Here is a 17,845-nt window from a genome sequence, read left to right as displayed (position 1 = left end):
TACGGGTCGGTAAAAACTTCCGGCTTCGGCCACCGAGCCGCTCCTCACACCTGATATGACGTCACCAACCGTGACAGGAACGGCAATTCGGCCCCGGCTGCCGGGGCACGCCCCACCGCCGAGGCCACCCGGGCCGCCTGCCGCCTCCTGACCCGGGCCCGGCGTCTGCCGTCGGCGGCCGCCCCGGGGTGCGCTCACCCGGAAGAATCGACGAGAACCGACAGCGCATGGAGGGGTTCCGCGAAGCGCACGGCCGCTGACAGCGACCCCTCACGCCGGCTGGATCTCCTCAGGCAGCCAGCGTCCCCGGCATCACCGCGCGGGGACCGAACTTCGCCCGCGCGCGGTCCGCGACCTCCTCGATCCTGCGGAGCTTCTCGTCCACCGGGTCGAAGGTGAGCTGGTGGGACGCCTGCTCGGCGGGGTCGAGCCCTTCCGCCCGGAGCGCGATCGCCCGCACCCGGGCGCGTTGCAGGCCGAGCGCCTCGTACAGGCCGTACGCCGCCGCGGTGAGCGCGGCCGAGTGGCCGGTCGGCTCGGGGAGGGTGCGGGTGCGGGTGGTGGCCGACCGGTCCGCGTAACGCACGGTGAGGGTGAGGCTGCGGCAGACCTTGTCCAGGGCGCGCAGCCGGGCGCCCAGTTCCCCGGCGGCGGAGAGCAGGGCGCGGCGGTGCCGGCCGGGGTCCAGTTCGTCGCGGGTGAAGGGGCGTTCGGCGGCCAGTGACCGAGAGACCGCGTTCGGCACGACCCGGCCGCGGTCGACGCCGTTCGCCTTCTCGTGCAGCTCGCGGCCGGCCCGGGCGCCCACCAGCCGCTGGAGCGTGGACAGGGGGGCGGCGGCGACCCGGCCGAGGGTGTCGAGGCCGTACTCGCACAGGGTGCGGGCGGTCTTCGTGCCGACCCCGGGCAGCGCGACGACGGGCTGGCCGGCGAGGAACTCGCGCACCTCGTCCTCGGCCACCGCGCGGGTCAGCCCCGGCCGGGCGTCACGCAGGGCCATGCGGGCGAGCATCGGGCCGGGCCCGGCGCCGATCACGCAGTCGACACCGTGCAGGGCGAGGGCGCGGACCCGGATCACCGAGGCCAGTTCCAGTGCGGTGCGCCCGAAGTACCGTTCGGCGCCGCGCAGGTCGGCCAGCGCCCCGTCCGGCGGCAGGGCCTGCACGACGGGCGTGAACTCCTCGAGCAGGCCGAGCAGCCGGGGCAGGGCGGTGTCGTCCGCCGACGGCGCCTGGAAACGTACGCAGAGGATGGTCATCCCGCACTCCCTGGACTCTGGTGCCACAACTTCCTTCCGACCGCGGGCCCTTCGCCCGCGGGACGCAGATCGGCCCAGGGGTGCATCTCGTACCCCGTGGGCATGCGGATCGTCCGGTCCTCCCGGTCCTCCCGGTTCCCTCCGGTCTCCCGGCCCTCCCTGTCCTCCATCGGGTCCCGGGCCGCGGAACCGGCGGGTGCCGGGCGGCCGTCCGAGCCGGTGAGCCGCCGGCGGGCCGGTCCGTCGCCGTCGCCGGCCCCGGTGCCGGTGCCGCCCGTCCCGGCCAGCCGGGCCGCGACGCCCTCCAGCCCTTCCTCCCGGCGCACCTCCAGCAGGTCGGCGAGGTTCCAGGCGGCGGAGCCGACGATGCTGAGGCTGCGCGGGCCGCGGCGCTGCACCACTCCGCGCACCAGCAGCAGCCAGGAGTGGAAGACGGTGTGGGCGCAGGCGTCGTGGGAGTCGTCGAAGAAGGCGAGGTCCACCAGGCCCGTGCCGTCGTCCAGGGTGGAGAAGATGACCCGCTTGCCGGACCGGATGGGCGGGGTCTGGGTGGCCGCCTTGGCGCCCGCGACCAGCACCGTCTCCCCGTGCCGGGCCTCGCGCAGCCGCCGTGCGGAGACCACGCCCAGCTCGTCGAGGAAGGTGCGGTGGTCGTCCATCAGGTTGCGCGAGGCGTCCATGGACAGCACGCCCAGTTCGGCGCTCAGCCGCTCCGGTCCGGTGAGGTCGGGGAGCCCGGCCGGGGCGGTCCGCCGCCCGCCGGGCAGGGGGAGCTGGTCCCCGCGTCCGCCCCGGGCGCCCCGGTGCAGTTCGGTGAGGTGCAGTTGCAGGTCGCGCCGGTTGGCGCCGAACGCGTCCAGGGCGCCGACCTGGGCCAGCCGCTGGGCGACGGGCCTGCTGGGCCGGGCCCGCTCCCAGAAATCGAGCAGCGAGGCGTAGGGCTGACCGTCGGCGATCCGCGCGGCCTCGGCCTCGCTGATGCCGTGCACGTCACAGAGCGCCAGCCGCAGCCCCCACACCTCCCCGCTCTCCGGCGCCTTTTGCCCTTTCGCCCCGTTCAACCCCTTTGCGTCGGACACCAGTTCGATCCGGTGGGTGACACCCGACGCGTTGACGTCCAACGGCAGGATCGGCACCCCGCGCCGCCGCGCGTCCGCCAGCAGCAGCCGCTTCGGGTACATCCCGGGGTCGTGGGTGAGCAGCCCCGCGTAGAAGGCGGCCGGGTGGTGCGCCTTCAGCCACGCCGACTGGTAGGTGGGCACGGCGAAGGCGACCGCGTGCGCCTTGCAGAAGCCGTAGGAGCCGAAGGCGGCCACGATCTCCCAGGTGCGGTGAATCGTTTCCGCGTCGTAGCCCCGGGCCGCCGCGTGCTGCGCGAACCACACCTGGATCCGCCCCTGCGACTCCGGGTCGGACAGCCCGCGCCGCACCCGGTCCGCCTCGCCGCGTCCGCAGCCGGTCATGATCGAGACGATGTCGATGACCTGCTCGTGGAAGACCACCACCCCGTACGTCCCCTTCAGCGGTTCCTCCAGGTCCGGGTGCGGGTAGCGCACCGGCGCCCGCCCGTGCCGGGCCTCGATGAACGGCCGCACCATGTCGGCGGCGACCGGCCCGGGCCGGAAGAGGGAGATGTCCACGACGAGGTCGTGGAAGGTGGCCGGCTGGAGCCGCCCGACCAGGTCCCGCTGGCCCGGCGACTCGATCTGGAAGCAGCCGAGCGTCTCGGTGGACCGGATGAGCCCGTACGTCGCCGGGTCGCCCTCCGGCACCGCGTCCAGGTCGATCCGCTCCCCCGTCGCCCGCTCCACCTCGGTGACCGCGTGCGCCATCGCCGACTGCATCCGCACCCCCAGCACGTCCAGCTTGAGCAGCCCGAGGTCCTCGACGTCGTCCTTGTCGAACTGCGCCATGGGGAAGCCCTCGCCGCTGGTCGGCATCACCGGCGTGCGGGTGAGCAGGGAGGCGTCGGACAGCAGGACACCGCAGGGGTGCATGGCGACGCCGCGCGGGAGCGCGTCGAGGGCCTCGACCAGCTCCCAGAGCCTGCCGTACCGGTCCTTCTCTCCCGCCAGTTCCCGCAGTTCGGGCAGTTCCTCGAGCGCCGCGCGGGCGTCGCGGGCGCGGATGTGCGGGAAGGACTTGGCGATCCGGTCGATCTCGGCCGGGTCCATGGACAGCGCCGCGCCGACGTCCCGGATGGCGTGCCGCACCCGGTAGGTCTCCGGCATCGCGACGGTGGCGACCCGCTCGGTGCCGAACCGGCCGATGATCGCCCGGTAGACCTCCAGCCGGCGGGCGGACTCCACGTCGATGTCGATGTCGGGCAGCACGACCCGCTCCTTGGACAGGAAGCGCTCCATCAGCAGTCCGTGCTCGACCGGGTCGGCGTGCGCGATGCCGAGCAGGTGGTTGACCAGGGAGCCCGCGCCGGAGCCGCGCGCGGCCACCCGGATGCCGAGGTCCCGCACGTCGTCGACGACCTGGGCGACGGTCAGGAAGTAGGAGGCGAACCCGTGGTGGGCGATGATGTCCAGCTCGTGGTGCATCCGCTCCCAGTAGTCCCGGCGCCCGGCGTAGCCGCGCAGCACCATGCCCGCCGCCGCCCGGGAGGCCAGGGCCCGCTGGGCGGTGCGGCGGCCGGCGCCGACGAGGTGCGGCTCGGGGAAGTGGACGCTTCCCATGCCGAGGTCGTCGTCGGGGTCGACCAGGCACTCGGCGGCCGTGGCCTGCGTCTGCTCCAGGAGCCGGCGGGCCGCGGCGCGCCGGAAGCCCGCGGCCTCCACCATCCGCTCGGCGGCCCGCTCCATGGCGTCCGCGTCCTTGAGCCAGGCCTCGCCGGAGTCCAGCCCTTTGGCCGGGTCGACCGGGACGAGACGGCGGGCGGCGTCCAGGACGTCGGCGACCGGCCCGAGACCGGGGTCGGCGTAGCGGACGGCGTTGCTGAGCACCGGGCGGACGCGCTGTTCGGCGGCGAAGCCGAGGGTGCGGGCGGCCAGCCGCAGGGAGCCGGGGCCGGTGCCGCCGCGGCCGTGCCACACGGCCTCCAGGCGCAGGGCGTCGCCGTAGACCTCCCGCCAGGGGGCGAGCAGCCGGGCCGCCCGGTCGGGGCGGCCCGCGGCGAGGGCCCGGCCGACGTCGGAGTCGGGGCCGAGCAGCACGGTCAGGCCGTCGGCGTGGTTGTCCTCCCAGGGCAGCAGCGGGAGCCCGCCGGACGGGGGGCCGCCCCGCTCGGACGGGACGCCCGGCCCGGTGGCGTGGGCGGCGGAGACCAGACGGCACAGGTCGGCCCAGCCGCGGGCGCCGTCCCGGGCGAGGAAGGTGACCCGGGGCGCCGAGTCGTCGACGAAGGCACCGCCGCGCACCGGGGTGCGGCGCCGCTCCCTGCGCACCGCCTCGTCCCCCCGGACGCCGCCGGGCGCCGGCGCACCACCTGGCGGGGACGCCGGAGGGGGCGCCACCGCCAGTTCGGCGCCGAACAGGGGGCGGACGCCCGCCCTGGCGCAGGCCTTGGCGAAGCGGACGCTCCCGGCGAGGGTGTCGCGGTCGGTGAGGGCGAGGGCGTCCATGCCCCGCTCCCCGGCACGCTCGGCCAGCCGTTCCGGGTGGGAGGCGCCGTGGCGCAGGGAGAACCCGGAGACGGTGTGCAGATGCGTGAAACCCGGCACACGCACCTCCCGCACTCGTGAGCCCCGAACGACTCTCGAACTTATGTTCCCAGCTACCTCACCCCCACCATAGACCAATTCTCGAATGCATGTGCGACCCCCTTTCGGCCCCTTCCCACCTGCGGGAACGCGCGAACCCCCGGACCGTGGGGACATGACGCAGACCACCGGCGCCCGCTCTCCCTCCCCCTCCTCCCCCTCGTTCCTCCGGGAGGTGAGGAACGCCGTCACCCCGCGCGCCACGCTCCTCGTGCTCGGCGTGCTCGCCCTCCAGCTGCTGTTCATCACCTCCTACGTGGGCGCGCTGCACCAGCCGAAGCTGCGGGACGCGCCCTTCGGGGTGGTCGCGCCGCAGGCCGCCGCCGAGCAGGCGGTGACCCGGCTGGAGCAGCTGCCCGGCTCCCCGCTGGACCCGCGCGCGGTGGCCGACGAGGCGGGCGCGCGGCAGCAGATCCTGGACCGGAAGATCGACGGCGCGCTGATCGTGGACCCCGCCGGCACCACCGACACCCTGCTGGTCGCCACCGGCGGCGGCACCTCGCTGGCCACCGCCCTGGAGAAGCTGGCCGTCACCCTGGAGGAGGCCGAGCAGCGCACGGTGCGGGTCGTCGACGTGGTCCCGGCCTCCTCACGGGACGCCAACGGCCTGTCGTCCTTCTACGTCGTCGTCGGCTGGTGCGTGGGCGGCTACCTGTGCGCGTCGATCCTGGCCATCAGCTCCGGCGCCCGCCCCTCCACCCCACGGCGGGCGGGGATCCGGCTCGGCACCCTGGTACTGGTCGCGATCGTCGGCGGTTTCGGCGGAGCGCTCCTCGCCGGGCCCGTCCTGGACGCGCTGCCGGGCGGCTTCTTCGCCCTGTGGGGGCTGGGCACGCTGATCACGTTCGCGGTGGGCGCGGCCACGCTCGCCCTGCAGAGCCTGCTCGGGGTGGTCGGCATCGGCGTGGCCATCCTGATCGTGGTGATCCTGGGCAACCCGAGTTCCGGCGGCGCGCTGCCGCCTCCCCTGCTGCCGCCGTTCTGGGCGGCGATCGGCCCGGCGCTGCCCCCGGGCGCGGGCACCTGGGCGGCCCGCTCGATCACCTACTTCGAGGGGAACGCGGTGACCGGCGCCCTGCTGGTGCTGTCGGCGTGGGCCGTCGTGGGCGTCGCGGTCACGATGGGGGCGGCGCTGGCGCACACCCGCCGGCCGGCCTGACCCCCGGCACGCGGACGTCCCGCCCCGCGCGGGCGGGACGGGACGTCGCGGACACGTACGGAACCCGGGATCAGCCGATCTGCGTACCGGTGGCCGACAGGGCCTCCGTCACCGGCTGGAAGAAGGTCGTACCGCCCGAGGAGCAGTCGCCGCTGCCGCCGGAGGTGAGGCCGACCGCGCTGCTGCCCGAGAAGAGCGAGCCGCCGCTGTCGCCGGGCTCGGCGCACACGTCGGTCTGGATCAGGCCGTTGACGATGTCGCCGTTGCCGTAGTTCACGGTGGCGTCCAGGCCGGTGACCGTGCCCGAGTGCACCTGGGTGGTGGAGCCGCTGCGGGTGACCTGCATGCCGACCGTGGCCTCGGCGGCACCGGAGATGGCCTGCGTGGAGCCGTTGTAGAGGTTCACCTCGCTCGGGTGGTCCACGTCGGCGGTGTACTTGACCAGGCCGTAGTCGTCGCCCGGGAAGCTGGACGCCGCGTTCTCGCCGATCACGTTGCCGGAGGAGTCCGACCAGGTGGAGATGCCCTCGGTGCAGTGCCCCGCGGTGAGGAAGTGCGGCTCGCCGCCCTTGGTCACGTTGAAGCCGAGCGAGCAGCGCCCGCCGTTGCCGGTGATGGCGTCGCCGCCCGCGATGAAGGGCTGGTACTCGCCCTCGGTGCGCTGGAGTTCGGCCTTGGCGCCGAGCCCCTCGACGACCTCGGTCAGCTTGGCCCAGTCGGCCTCGGAGACCGTGCGGTCCGCCGTGACGACGACCTTGTTGGTGGTCGGGTCGGTCACCCAGGCGGTGCCCGGGATGCTCGCGTCCTTCTCCAGGGTGGTGCGCGCCCCCTTCAGTTCGGCCAGGGAGTGCGCCACGACTCTCGCCTCGGCTCCCGCCGACTCGACGGTCTCCGCGGCTGCCTCGTCGAGCACGTTGACCACGAGGCTCTTGCTCTTCGCGTCGTAGTACGTTCCCGCCGCGTCGGCGCCGAGGTCCTCGGCGAGCGTCGAGGCGAGCTTTCCGGCCGCCGTGACCGAGAGGGTCCGGGGCTCGGGGGCGTTCGGCGTCTCACTGGCGTTCGCAGTCTGGAAGGTGACTCCCGCGGCGACCAGGGCGGCGATGCCCGCCCCGGCCAGCGCTGCGCGGCGCCTGGGTATGCGTCGGTGCTTCAACTGACGTCCTCCTGTGGGGGGACGGCCCGGGAGGTTGTGGGGACCTCACGAGCCGGAAGGCGTACGGCCACGAGGGCGGCAGACGAAAAAAGCCGCGCTCGTGCCGGTTGAACGCCGCCTACTATTCCCAGCCCCCGGGGGAGCACACAAGGTCGACTTCAGGACGCGCGTACGGCAACGGCCGTGCGCCCCCTATGTCCTGACAGGTCATGGACACGCAGGGTGGTTCGGACTGCAAACACTACGAGCGAGTAACCCGGGAGGCCGCCCCCGCCGCCTACGTGTGGCGTGAATTCGACCCTTCGCCGTCCGGCTCCACGCGGGCCGGAACGGCGCGCGGTTGCTCCCGCACCGCCTCGGGCACCGGTTCCCGGGCCGCCCCGGACAGCGCGTCCCGCACCATGCCGGACACCGTGTCGCGGGCCGGCTCCCCGGACACCGCGTCCGCCGGGGCCTCCTCGGCGGGCACCGGATCCGCGGCCGGCCGCCGGGTCCGCGGGGCCTCGGGCGCCGTCGTCGGCAGCGGCTGCTGGGCGCGTTCCAGGAAGCGCAGGAGTTCGACGGGGAAGGGCAGGACGAGGGTGGAGTTCTTCTCGGCGGCGACGGCCACCACCGTCTGGAGCAGCCGCAGTTGGAGCGCGGAGGGGGTGTCCTCCATCTGCTGGGCGGCCTCGGCCAGCTTCCTGGACGCCTGGAGTTCGGCGTCGGCGTTGATGATGCGGGCCCGGCGTTCGCGGTCGGCCTCGGCCTGGCGGGCCATGGAGCGCTTCATCGTCTCGGGCAGGGAGACGTCCTTGATCTCGACCCGGTCGACGTGCACGCCCCAGCCGACGGCGGGGCTGTCGATCATCAGCTCCAGGCCCTGGTTGAGCTTCTCCCGGTTGGACAGCAGGTCGTCCAGGTCGCTCTTGCCGATGATCGAGCGCAGCGAGGTCTGGGCCATCTGGGAGACGGCGAAGCGGTAGTCCTCGACCTCCACCAGGGCGTCGGCGGCGTCGACCACCTTGAAGTACACCACCGCGTCCACCCGCACCGTCACGTTGTCCCGGGTGATGCCCTCCTGGGCGGGCACCGGCAGCGTGACGATCTGCAGGTTCACCTTGTGCAGCCGGTCCACGAACGGGACGATCATCGTGAACCCGGGAGGCCGTTCCCCGGGCTGGAGCCTGCCGAGGCGGAACACCACGCCCCGCTCGTACTGCTTGACGACGCGCGCCGCCGCCATCAGGTAGACGGCTCCGGCGGACGCCAGCGCGACTCCCGCCGTCACCAGTTCCTCGACCATCACGGCCCCCAGGGTCCGAAGTGGCGCATCAGGTGAGCCCGCGTCCGGCGCCGCCCGGCGCGTCCTGGTGTGTCCCTCGACGGTAACTCCGTGGCCCGTGCAGGGGCGAGCCCCCGCACGCCGGTTGCGTGCGGGGGCTCGCCGTGATCACCGTCCGCGGTGTGACCCGTGGGGCCGGTGGGACCCGCTCCGGACGCGGGCCGCCGGTCCTCGGGCCGGCCGTCAGTAGACGCTGACGCCGTAGGCGCTCAGGGCCTCCGTGACGGGCTGGAAGAAGGTCGTGCCGCCGGTGCGGCAGTTGCCGCTGCCACCGGAGGTCAGACCGTACGCGGTGCCGTTGCTGCCGTAGAGCGGACCGCCGGAGTCGCCGGGCTCGGCACAGACCGTGGTCTGGATGAGGCCGTAGACGATGTCGCCGCCGCCGTAGTTGACGGTGGCGTTGAGGGCGGTGACCCGGCCGCTGTGGGTGCCCGTGGTGGAGCCGTCACGGATGACGGTGGTGCCCACGCTCGGGGTGGCCGCACGGGTGATGTCCACGCCGTTCGCGGTGCCGGGGCGGCTGACGGACCCGGTGTAGCGCACGATGCCGTAGTCGTTGCCCGGGAAGCTGGAGCCGGCGGTCGAGCCCAGCACCTGGGTACGGGAGGAGTTGCCGTACCAGGTGCCCGCGCCCTGGGTGCAGTGACCGGCGGTGAGGAAGTACTCGGTCCCGCTGCTGGAGCGGACGTTGAAGCCCAGGGAGCAGCGGCCGCTGTTGGAGTAGATGGCGTCGCCGCCCTGGATGAGCTTGGTGAACTTGCCCGGGGTGCGCTTGATGGTGAGCGCGTCGGCGTCGCCCCCGGCCTGCTGCCTGATCTTGTTGATCTCGGCCTGGGACACCGTGCTGTCGACGGTCACGACGACCCGGTTGGTCTTGCTGTCGACCGCCCAGGCGGTGCCCGGGACGTCGGCCTTCAGCACCGAACTGCTCGCGCTCTTGAGCTCGGCGGAGCTGAAGGTGGTGGGGGTGTCGGCCGCGTTCGCGCTGGGGACCGCGAACGCGGCAGCGGCCACGAGGCCGGACGTGACGGCGATCAGCCGGGTACGTCTCGTGATACCGCTGCGGGGGGTGGTGCGCTTGATCCTCACTTCTCGTCCTCCACAAAGGAAGTAGGGGGCCCTCGTGGGGTTGTGGGCCCGTGAGGCGCAGTCAGCGGACGGCCGTCCGGATTCCGGATGTGCCGTGCCCCTGACAAGCGCTGTCCGTGAGTATTCGGCCGAACGGCCGGTCGGCACAAGGGTGCCTTTCGGCCGTCAACCTTTGAACCATCTGTGCGCCTTGGTCCCCTCACATGCGCTGCGTCACCCGTGGCCACTCCTGTGTCACGCCTCCCGGGCGCACCGGACGGGTGTCCGGAAGTCGACCCTCCGGATCCGCCTCCGCCCGGCCCGCACGACCGCGCCGGAGCGCGCCACCCGGGCCCGTGCGACCGTCCGTGATTGGAGTCCCGGCGCACGCGACCGCGCGCGGAACGCCTTCCGGCCCCCCGCGCGCGCCGCAGGCGCGGACCGCCCGGCCCGCGTGACCGCCCGCGCCGGTGCGCCCGGAGGTGCCCCGGGGCGCCCCGGGGCGCCCCACCCGGTCAGCAGTCGCAGCCGCAGTCGCAGCCGCAGTCGCAGCCGCCGTCCCCGCCGCAGCAGTTGCAGCACTCGCAGCAGTTGCAGCAGTCGCCGCACCCGCTGCAGTCGTGCCGCGAGCAGACGCCCTCCTTGTACTCGCCGCTCCACGGGTCGTGGTAACTGCCGCAGCACAGCTGGCAGGTGCAGGCGAGTCCCGTCCACACCGCGCAGCCCGCGAGCAGACCGCGCCGGCGCGGCGGCCGGGGCGGCGGCGGAGCGCCGGGGCCGGCCGGGCCGCCCGGCGGGGCGTAGGGGTGGGAGCCGTGGACGGCCGGGACGGCGCCGAAGGCGCGGTCGACGGAGCGGGGCAGCTCGTGCACCAGGAGCCGGTGCACCAGACGGCTGTCGCCGCCCCGTCCCCCCGGCGCGCCGCTCCCCCAGTCCACCTCGTCCAGCGCGAGACGGATGCCGTGCACGGCGTCGTCGGCGAGCCGGCGCGCCTCCCGCAGCGGGGTGCCGGTGGCGGTGAGCGGGTTCCAGGCGCCCGAGGCGGCGTCGGCCTCCCGGTCCTCCACGGCGTCGAGGAGGTGCGCGAGCCGCCCGAAGAGGCGCCCGGCCTCGGCGAGGGGTGCCGCGTTGTGCGGCCGGCCGGCGAGCACGGCGGTGTGCGCGAAGGCCGCCGCGGTGGCGGTCTCGGTCGGTTCGGTGACGGTGAGGACGGGCGTGCCGGGCCCGGCGAGCGTCTCGATGCCGCTCTGGCGGTCGACGGCGTCGACGAGGACGGCCGTGTCGAAGCCGACGTCCGCCCCGGAGCGCGCCCCGGCCCGGTCCCAGCCCGCCGCGACCCGGCGGGCGGCGAGCGCCACGGGGCGGCGGGCCAGCAGTCCGTCCCCGTCGTCGACGTGGTCGCGCACCTTGGCCGAGGCGAGCACCAGCGACACGGCCGCCGCGAGCCGGGCGCCCTCACCGTGCGCGACGGACGCGGTGCGCATGCCGCGCAGCGGGCAGGGCCCCGCCGTGCGCCGCCCCGTGCCGGCGCGCTCCGACTGAGCTTCCGTCAGGACCGAGACGAGCAGGCCGTCGTAGTTGGTGACGATCCGCGCGAACTGCCCGTGGTCCTTGCGCAGCGCGAGACAAAGTCCGCACAGATGCGCCATCCACTGGGCCGTGAGCTTCTCCCCCAGCCGATGCCGGCAGGGCCTGACCATTCCGAACACGACATCCCCCGTGAGTCGTACAAGATGAGCGGCGGCATCGTATCGGGCCGCCGACCGGCCGCGTCTTTCACCCGTACGCGCCGCCCCTCACCCGTACGCCGAGAAGAATATTATTTCACTCACAGTCAGCAGCCGTTTACACCAAGACCCTTGGGAAACACGGACTCTCGACGGATTCGCTGTGCACCAGTACCGTCACAAACCCCCCGCGCGGCGTCTATCCACTTGGCGCGCCATCCGCATCATGGATGACCATAGGGATGCGGAAAGCAAGAAAGACCGCTGTGAGAGGAGGCGTCCATGGGATCGGTACGCAAGGCGAGTGCCTGGCTCGGCCTCGTCGACGACAACGAAGACGAGCGTTACTACGACGACGACTACTCCGACGGAAACGACTCCGGGGACGCCTGGGTCACCGATCCGCGGGTGAAGGTGGCCGCCGACGTGGCCGAGGAGAAGGGCCGTCGCATCGGCACGGTCACCCCGGACAGCTTCCGGGACGCCCGCGCCATCGGCGAGCTGTTCCGCGACGGCGTTCCCGTCATCATCAACCTCACCGCCATGGAGGCCTCCGACGCCAAGCGCGTGGTGGACTTCGCCGCCGGGCTGATCTTCGGTCTGCGCGGGTCCATCGAGCGGGTGTCCCACCGGGTGTTCCTGCTGAGCCCGGCCGACACCGAGGTGCTCAGCGGGGAGTCCGCCGCCCACCGTTCGGACGGCTTCTACAACCAGAGCTGAGGCAGGGCCGCTCACCGGCGCCGCCGCCGGGCCCCACCGCCGGACGCGGGATCACCGGAAGGCGTCGAGCCCGGTGAGCGCCTTGCCCAGCACGAGCTGGTGCATCTCGACGGTGCCCTCGTAGGTGAGCACCGATTCGAGGTTCGTCGCGTGCCGCATGACCGGGTACTCGAGCGAGATTCCGTTGGCACCGAGGATTGTGCGGGCCGTGCGGCAGATGTCGATGGCCTCGCGGACGTTGTTCAGCTTGCCGAAGCTGACCTGCTCCGGACGGAGCCGGCCGGCGTCCATCCGCCGCCCCAGATGGTGGGCGAGCAGAATCCCCTTGTGCAGTTCCACCGCCATGTCGGCGAGTTTGGCCTGCGTCAGCTGGAACCCGCCGATGGGCCGCCCGAACTGCTCCCGCGACGTCGCGTAGTCGACGGCCGTCTCGAAACAGCTGCGGGCCGCGCCCATGGCGCCCCAGACGATCCCGTACCGGGCGTGCGAGAGGCAGCTGAGCGGGCCGCGCAGTCCGGTCACCTCCGGCAGTACCGCGTCGGCGGGCAGCCGCACGTCGTCGAGGACGAGTTCGCTGGTGACGGAGGCGCGCAGCGACCACTTGTGCCTGATCTCGGGCGCCGAGAACCCGGCGCTGTCGGTGGGCACGGCGAAGCCGCGGATGCCCTCGTCGGTCTGCGCCCACACCACGGCGACCCCGGCCACGGACCCGTTGGTGATCCACATCTTGCGCCCGGTGAGCCGCCAGTCGGTGCCGTCGCGCTTGGCGTAGGTGCGCATGGCGGCGGGGTCGGAGCCGTGGTCGGGCTCGGTGAGACCGAAGCAGCCGATGACCTCGCCGGCGGCCATCGACGGCAGCCAGCGCTGCTTCTGCTCCTCGCTGCCGAACCGGTGGATGGCGTACATGGCCAGGGAGCCCTGCACCGAGACCAGCGAGCGGATCCCGGAGTCGGCCGCCTCCAGCTCCAGGCACGCCAGCCCGTACTGGACGGCGCTCGCGCCCGCGCAGCCGTACCCGTCGAGGGACATGCCCAGCGCGCCGATCGCGCCGAGTTCGCGGGCCAGCTCCCGGATGCCCGGCAGCTCGCCCTTCTCGTACCAGTCGGCGATGTGCGGCAGCACCCGGTCCGCGGCCCAGCCGCGCACGGTGTCCCGGACGGCGAGGTCCTCCGGCTCCAGCAGGTCGTCGAGCCCGAGGGGGTCGGCGGGGTCGAAGGGCGGCAACTTCGCGGACGCGGACACGGGAACACCCTCCGGGGACGGTCGGCCTGCCGTGCGATCACGGCTCGGGGCGACGTTACGACGCGCTCCCGCGCGCGTCCACCCCGGCCCGGTGCCCACCGCTACACCTTCAGCCCGTCGACCCGCGGGGCCGTGGCCTCCCGGGGCGCGGGCAGGGCCGGCACCGACGTCTCCCCGGCGGGGGCCGCCACGGCGGGCCCGCTCCCGCCGGACGGTTCCGCTCCGGTGGCCTCGCACTGCATCGCCCGGGGCAGCCGGAGCGCCATCACGGCGCCGAGCAGCAGCAGGCCGGCGCTCACCAGCAGGGTCACGTGCAGCCCGTGCACGAAGGACTGGCGGGCCGCCTGCCGCAGGGCGACTCCCGCGGGACCGCCGAGCTGCGCGGCCACCTCGTAGGCCTCCCCCAGGGAGTGCCGGGCCGCCGCGGTCGCCGAGGGGGGCACCCCGGGCACCCCGGTCAGGCCGGGCGCGTAGGCGGCGTTCATGACGCTGCCGAGCAGGGCGATGCCGATGCCGGCGCCGAGCTGGTAGGAGGTCTCGCCGATCGCCGCCGCCCCGCCGGCCCGGTCCGCGGGCGCGTCGCTCAGCATCGACTCGTAGGCGCCGAACAGCGTCGTCTCCAGGCCCCAGCCGAGCAGGACGAAGCCGGCCAGCAGCAGCGGCCAGTTGTCCTGCGCGCCCATCGCGGTGAGCAGCACCACCGCGGCGGCCGTCAGGCAGAAGCCCGCCGAGACCATGCGGCGCGGGCCGAACCGGCGCAGCAGCCGGGCGCCCGCGAGGCCGGCGCCCATCGCGGCGAAGGTCAGCGGCAGCAGCCGCAGGCCGGTCTCCAGGGGGGACAGCCCCAGCACGAGCTGGAGGTACTGCGCGGCGATCAGCTGCAGGCCCACCAGGGCCAGCATCGCCAGCACGATGCAGCCCACGGACGTGCTGAACGCGGGGCGGGCGAACATCCGCAGGTCGACCAGGGGGTGGGTGCGGCGCCGCTGCCTGTGCACGAAGGCGGCCAGCAGGGCAGCGCCGGCGAGCAGCGGCAGTACGGTCCACACGCTCCCGGCCGTCTCGGCGGCGCCCAGCCGCTTCACGCCGAGGACCACCGCGAAGAGTCCGGCGGCCGCCATCAGCGCGCCGAGCAGGTCCCAGGGGCCGGTGCCGTCGCCCTTCGACTCGGGCAGCAGCAGACGTCCCACGGGGAGGCTCACCAGCATCAGCGGGATGTTGACGAGGAAGACCGAGCCCCACCAGAAGTGCTCCAGCAGGAAGCCGCCGAGCAGCGGGCCGACGGCCGCGCCGACCGCGGCGACCGCACTCCAGATGCCGATGGCGAGCGCCCGTTCGCGGCGGTCGGGGAAGACCTGCCGCAGGATGGACAGCGTGGCCGGCATGATCATGGCGCCGCCGACGCCGAGCAGCGCCCGGGCCGCGATGAGCACCGGGCCGTTGTCCGCGAGGGCCGCCATGCCGGAGGCGACGCCGAACAGGGCGTAGCCGAGCAGGAGGACGCGTCTGCGCCCGACCCGGTCGCCCAGCGTGCCGAACAGGATCAGCAGCGAGGCGCAGACCAGCGGATAGGCGTCGACGATCCAGAGCAGCTCCATCGCGCCGGGCCGGAGGTCCTCGGTGACGGCGGGGACCGCCACGTGCAGGACGGTGGCGTCGACGGCGACGAGCAGCAGGCTGACGCAGAGGACGACCAGTACCAGCCAGCGGTTGGCACCGGCCCCGGTCGCCCGACGGCGCAGCACGGAGGCGGCCGTGGTCGTCCCGGACATGTACGTACCTCCCAGATGCTCCCTCGCGTCTCGGCGGGCACACGGGTGGGGGACTCCCCGTGACTCGGCCGGGGAGGAGCGGAAGGTCCCCGGCCCGCGCAACGAGTGGCGAGTGACACGTCAGCGTACGCGAGGACGTGCCGGGGTCGAGTGGCGGGTCTCTCACACATCCGGCGAATCGGTGTGGCGTACACCACTCCCCGCCGCCGTGCGCCCGCACCGCGGGGCGGTCCGGCGTCCCGCCCGGTCGATAATCGGGCCCGTGAACGATCTCGACACGCGCGTCCGGCCGGCCCGCCCGGACCTGCTGCGCCGGGCGGCCCCGGCACTGCTGGGGTACGCGGCCGTACGCGCCCTGGGGCTGCTGGTGCTGGCCCTGTGGAGCGCGGCGCGCGGCACGAGTTGGTACACCCTGCTGACCGCGCGCTGGGACTCGCTCTGGTACACCCGCGTCGCCGGGCTGGGGTACGGCTACGAGGTGCGGCTGCCCAACGGGGACGTGCACTCCAACCTGGCGTTCTTCCCGCTGCTGCCGTGGCTGGAACGGCTGGTCGCGGCCGTCTCCCCGCTGTCGTACGCCGACGGCGGCTTCCTGGTGGGCGTCCTGGCCTCGCTCGCCGCGGCCGGGGGGATCTTCGCGGTGGCGGAGCGGCTGTACGGCGTGCGGGCGGGGGTGTGCGCGGTGCTGCTGTGGGCGGCCCTGCCGGTCGGGATCGTGCAGTCGATGGCGTACACCGAGTCCCTGTTCACGGCCCTCGCGGCCTGGTCGCTGTACGCGGTGCTGACCGGCCGCTGGGTGACGGCGGGTCTGCTGGCGGCGTGCGCCGGGCTGACCCGGCCGGTGGGCCTGGCGGTGGTCGCGGCGGTGTGGGCGGCGGGCTGCGCCGCCCTGCTGCGCGACCGGCGCGCGGCCCCGGCGGACCGCGCCGGTCCCCGGGAGCGGGCCGCGCTGCTGCTGGGTGCGGCCGTGGCCCCGCTCGGGGCCGCCGGTTACGTTCTGTGGGTGGGCCACCGGACCGGAAGGGGCCCGCTGGGATATCTCGATGTCCAGGCGGGCTGGCGCAACGGTTTCGACGGCGGCTACGCCTTCGCGCGTTTCGTGGGCGGCAAGTTCACCGCCCTGTCCACGGTCCCGGCCGGGCTGGCGCTGGCCGTCGGGGTGGTTCTCCTGGTGTGGCTGTACGTGGTGTGCGTACGGCAGCGGCAGCCGCTTGCGCTGCTGGTGTACGCGGGAGTGGTGACCGCGCTCGCCCTGTGCGCGTCGAGCTACTTCGGTTCCAAACCGCGCCTGCTGATGCCCGCCTTCCCCCTGCTGCTGCCGCTCGCCCAGGTCCTGGCCCGGCTGCGTACGTCCAGGTCGGCGGCGGTGCTGGGGTCCCTGGCGGTTGTCTCGGCGGTGTACGGCGCCTTCTGGCTGAACGGCTCGGGCCCGCCGTGACACCGCCGTGACCCGCGGCGGCCGCCGTGACCTCCGGCGGAATGGCGCGCCAGGTCCGCGTGAACGCATTGATAAGCGTGGTAAAACGCCTCTCGCAAATCATCGGACAAAAGAAAGCCGAAAGCGTTCGAACATTATGGAACCGTCCCGGCCATAGCCCTTCCTGAGAGGAATGCCACATCACATCGTCATCACAACCCCGCTGATTCGACGGGGTTCGGCGCTCACTCGCTGTAACGTCGATTGGGTGCGTACCGAACGGAAGCCCACCCGTCTGGACCGGGTGTTCGCGAGGCTGGATCGTGAGCCGGAACGACCGGCCCACATCGACGTGCCCCGCATGAGCCGGCACCGGGTGGTGCTCTTCGGGTCCACCCTGGCCTTCTACCTGGCGATCGTGTGGGCCGTCGTCATCACCTCCTGGCTGGTCCGGCTGGACTGGCAGGTGATGTTCTTCCGCCCCTACGAACAGTGGCCGGAGCTGCACGCGTTCGTCGACTACTACGTCGTCCTCGGCCAGCGCGGCCCGACCGCCGTGATGGTCGCGGCCTGGCTCGGCTGGCGCTCGTGGCGCCAGCACACCCTGCGCCCGCTGCTCGCGCTCGGGGTCTCCCTGCTGCTGCTCAACGCCACCGTCGGCGCAGCCAAGTACGGCATGGGGCGGCTCGGACCGCACTACGCGACCGAGGTCGGTTCCAACGAGATGTGGCTCGGCGGCGACATATTTCCCAGCGGGCACACCGCGAACGCCGTGGTGACCTGGGGAATCCTGGCCTATCTGGCCTCCACCCCCAGGGCCCGGCGCTGGCTGTCCGCCCTGTCGGCGGTGACCTCGCTCGGCGTGGGGATGGCGACCGTCTACCTCGGTACGCACTGGCTCAGCGACGTGCTGCTCGGCTGGGCCGCGGGCCTGCTGATCCTGCTGGCGCTGCCCTGGTTCGAGCCGCTGATCGCGCGCGCCGAGGCCCGGATCCTCCAGCGGCGGGACCGCCTGTTCGCCCGCTGGGGCAGGCGCGGGGCACGGCGCCGGACCGGCAGCGGCACGCCGCCGGTGGTGGTCAGGCCGCTCCCCGGCCGGGAGGGCACCGCCGCCCCCGATCCGGTCCCGGCGGGCCGTCCGTCCGCCAGACCGCCGGTCTACCTGGCTCCCGGCCCGCACACCACGCGCGCCGAGCGCAGTCCGGTCACCCCGGCGGGGAGCCGACGGCCCCCGCACTCCGACCGGCACCCGCGCGGCACCACACCGGCCGCCCGCCCCTGACGGACGGCCCGCCCGT

General features: G+C 73.8%; 12 protein-coding genes. 4 read left to right on the top strand and 8 right to left on the bottom strand.

Annotated elements, in window-relative coordinates; translation table 11 throughout:
- Positions 1-289: 289 nt before the first annotated feature.
- Positions 290-1,258: a DNA polymerase Y family protein gene (locus tag ACSU53_RS25000; RefSeq protein WP_437031199.1), complete on the bottom strand. Its 969-nt coding sequence runs from the start codon at positions 1,256-1,258 to the stop codon at positions 290-292.
- On the bottom strand, positions 1,255-4,926 hold the full coding sequence (locus tag ACSU53_RS24995) for a DNA polymerase III subunit alpha (protein WP_437031197.1): 3,672 nt from the start codon (positions 4,924-4,926) through the stop codon (positions 1,255-1,257). The genes ACSU53_RS25000 and ACSU53_RS24995 overlap by 4 nt, the downstream gene beginning before the upstream one ends.
- A 154-nt stretch (positions 4,927-5,080) precedes the next feature.
- On the opposite strand from ACSU53_RS24995, the gene ACSU53_RS24990 reads away from it, so the two are divergent.
- Positions 5,081-6,124, top strand: a complete 1,044-nt coding sequence (locus tag ACSU53_RS24990) for a DUF3533 domain-containing protein (RefSeq protein ID WP_437031195.1) — start codon at positions 5,081-5,083, stop codon at positions 6,122-6,124.
- A gap of 70 nt (positions 6,125-6,194) precedes the next feature.
- Here ACSU53_RS24990 and ACSU53_RS24985 read toward each other — a convergent pair whose 3' ends face one another.
- The 4 genes from ACSU53_RS24985 to ACSU53_RS24970 form a co-directional block, all read right to left on the bottom strand.
- A complete protein-coding gene (locus ACSU53_RS24985) occupies positions 6,195-7,277 on the bottom strand; it encodes a S1 family peptidase (RefSeq protein WP_437031193.1) in 1,083 nt (360 codons plus the stop codon).
- 277 nt (positions 7,278-7,554) lie between these two features.
- A complete protein-coding gene (locus tag ACSU53_RS24980) occupies positions 7,555-8,562 on the bottom strand; it encodes a slipin family protein (RefSeq protein WP_437033391.1) in 1,008 nt (335 codons plus the stop codon).
- A 222-nt stretch (positions 8,563-8,784) separates the two neighbouring features.
- The gene (locus ACSU53_RS24975) at positions 8,785-9,690 is read right to left on the bottom strand and encodes a S1 family peptidase (protein WP_437031191.1); all 906 of its coding nucleotides are present in this window, start codon (positions 9,688-9,690) and stop codon (positions 8,785-8,787) included.
- Between the two features lie 494 nt (positions 9,691-10,184).
- Positions 10,185-11,378 (bottom strand): DUF5685 family protein, encoded by a 1,194-nt coding sequence (locus ACSU53_RS24970; RefSeq protein WP_437031190.1) that lies wholly within the window; start codon positions 11,376-11,378, stop codon positions 10,185-10,187.
- 300 nt (positions 11,379-11,678) lie between these two features.
- On the opposite strand from ACSU53_RS24970, the gene ACSU53_RS24965 reads away from it, so the two are divergent.
- Positions 11,679-12,116, top strand: a complete 438-nt coding sequence (locus ACSU53_RS24965) for a cell division protein SepF (RefSeq protein WP_437031188.1) — start codon at positions 11,679-11,681, stop codon at positions 12,114-12,116.
- A gap of 51 nt (positions 12,117-12,167) precedes the next feature.
- On the opposite strand, the gene ACSU53_RS24960 is transcribed toward ACSU53_RS24965, so the two are convergent.
- Both ACSU53_RS24960 and ACSU53_RS24955 read right to left on the bottom strand, forming a co-directional pair.
- Positions 12,168-13,358, bottom strand: a complete 1,191-nt coding sequence (locus ACSU53_RS24960) for an acyl-CoA dehydrogenase family protein (protein ID WP_437031186.1) — start codon at positions 13,356-13,358, stop codon at positions 12,168-12,170.
- A gap of 101 nt (positions 13,359-13,459) precedes the next feature.
- Entirely contained in the window at positions 13,460-15,130 is a 1,671-nt protein-coding gene (locus ACSU53_RS24955; RefSeq protein ID WP_437031184.1) for an MFS transporter, read from the bottom strand.
- A gap of 262 nt (positions 15,131-15,392) precedes the next feature.
- Here ACSU53_RS24955 and ACSU53_RS24950 point away from each other — a divergent pair, with 262 nt between their 5' ends.
- Together ACSU53_RS24950 and ACSU53_RS24945 are read left to right on the top strand one after the other, a co-directional pair.
- Positions 15,393-16,568: a hypothetical protein gene (locus tag ACSU53_RS24950; RefSeq protein WP_437031182.1), complete on the top strand. Its 1,176-nt coding sequence runs from the start codon at positions 15,393-15,395 to the stop codon at positions 16,566-16,568.
- Positions 16,569-16,815: 247 nt separating this feature from the next.
- Positions 16,816-17,829: a phosphatase PAP2 family protein gene (locus tag ACSU53_RS24945; RefSeq protein WP_437031180.1), complete on the top strand. Its 1,014-nt coding sequence runs from the start codon at positions 16,816-16,818 to the stop codon at positions 17,827-17,829.
- Positions 17,830-17,845 lie beyond the last annotated feature (16 nt).

The sequence above is a fragment of the Streptomyces sp. enrichment culture genome (assembly GCF_964273255.1).
In the GTDB taxonomy this organism is placed as follows: Bacteria; Actinomycetota; Actinomycetes; order Streptomycetales; family Streptomycetaceae; genus Streptomyces.
This window is presented reverse-complemented; position numbering and strand designations above follow the sequence as displayed.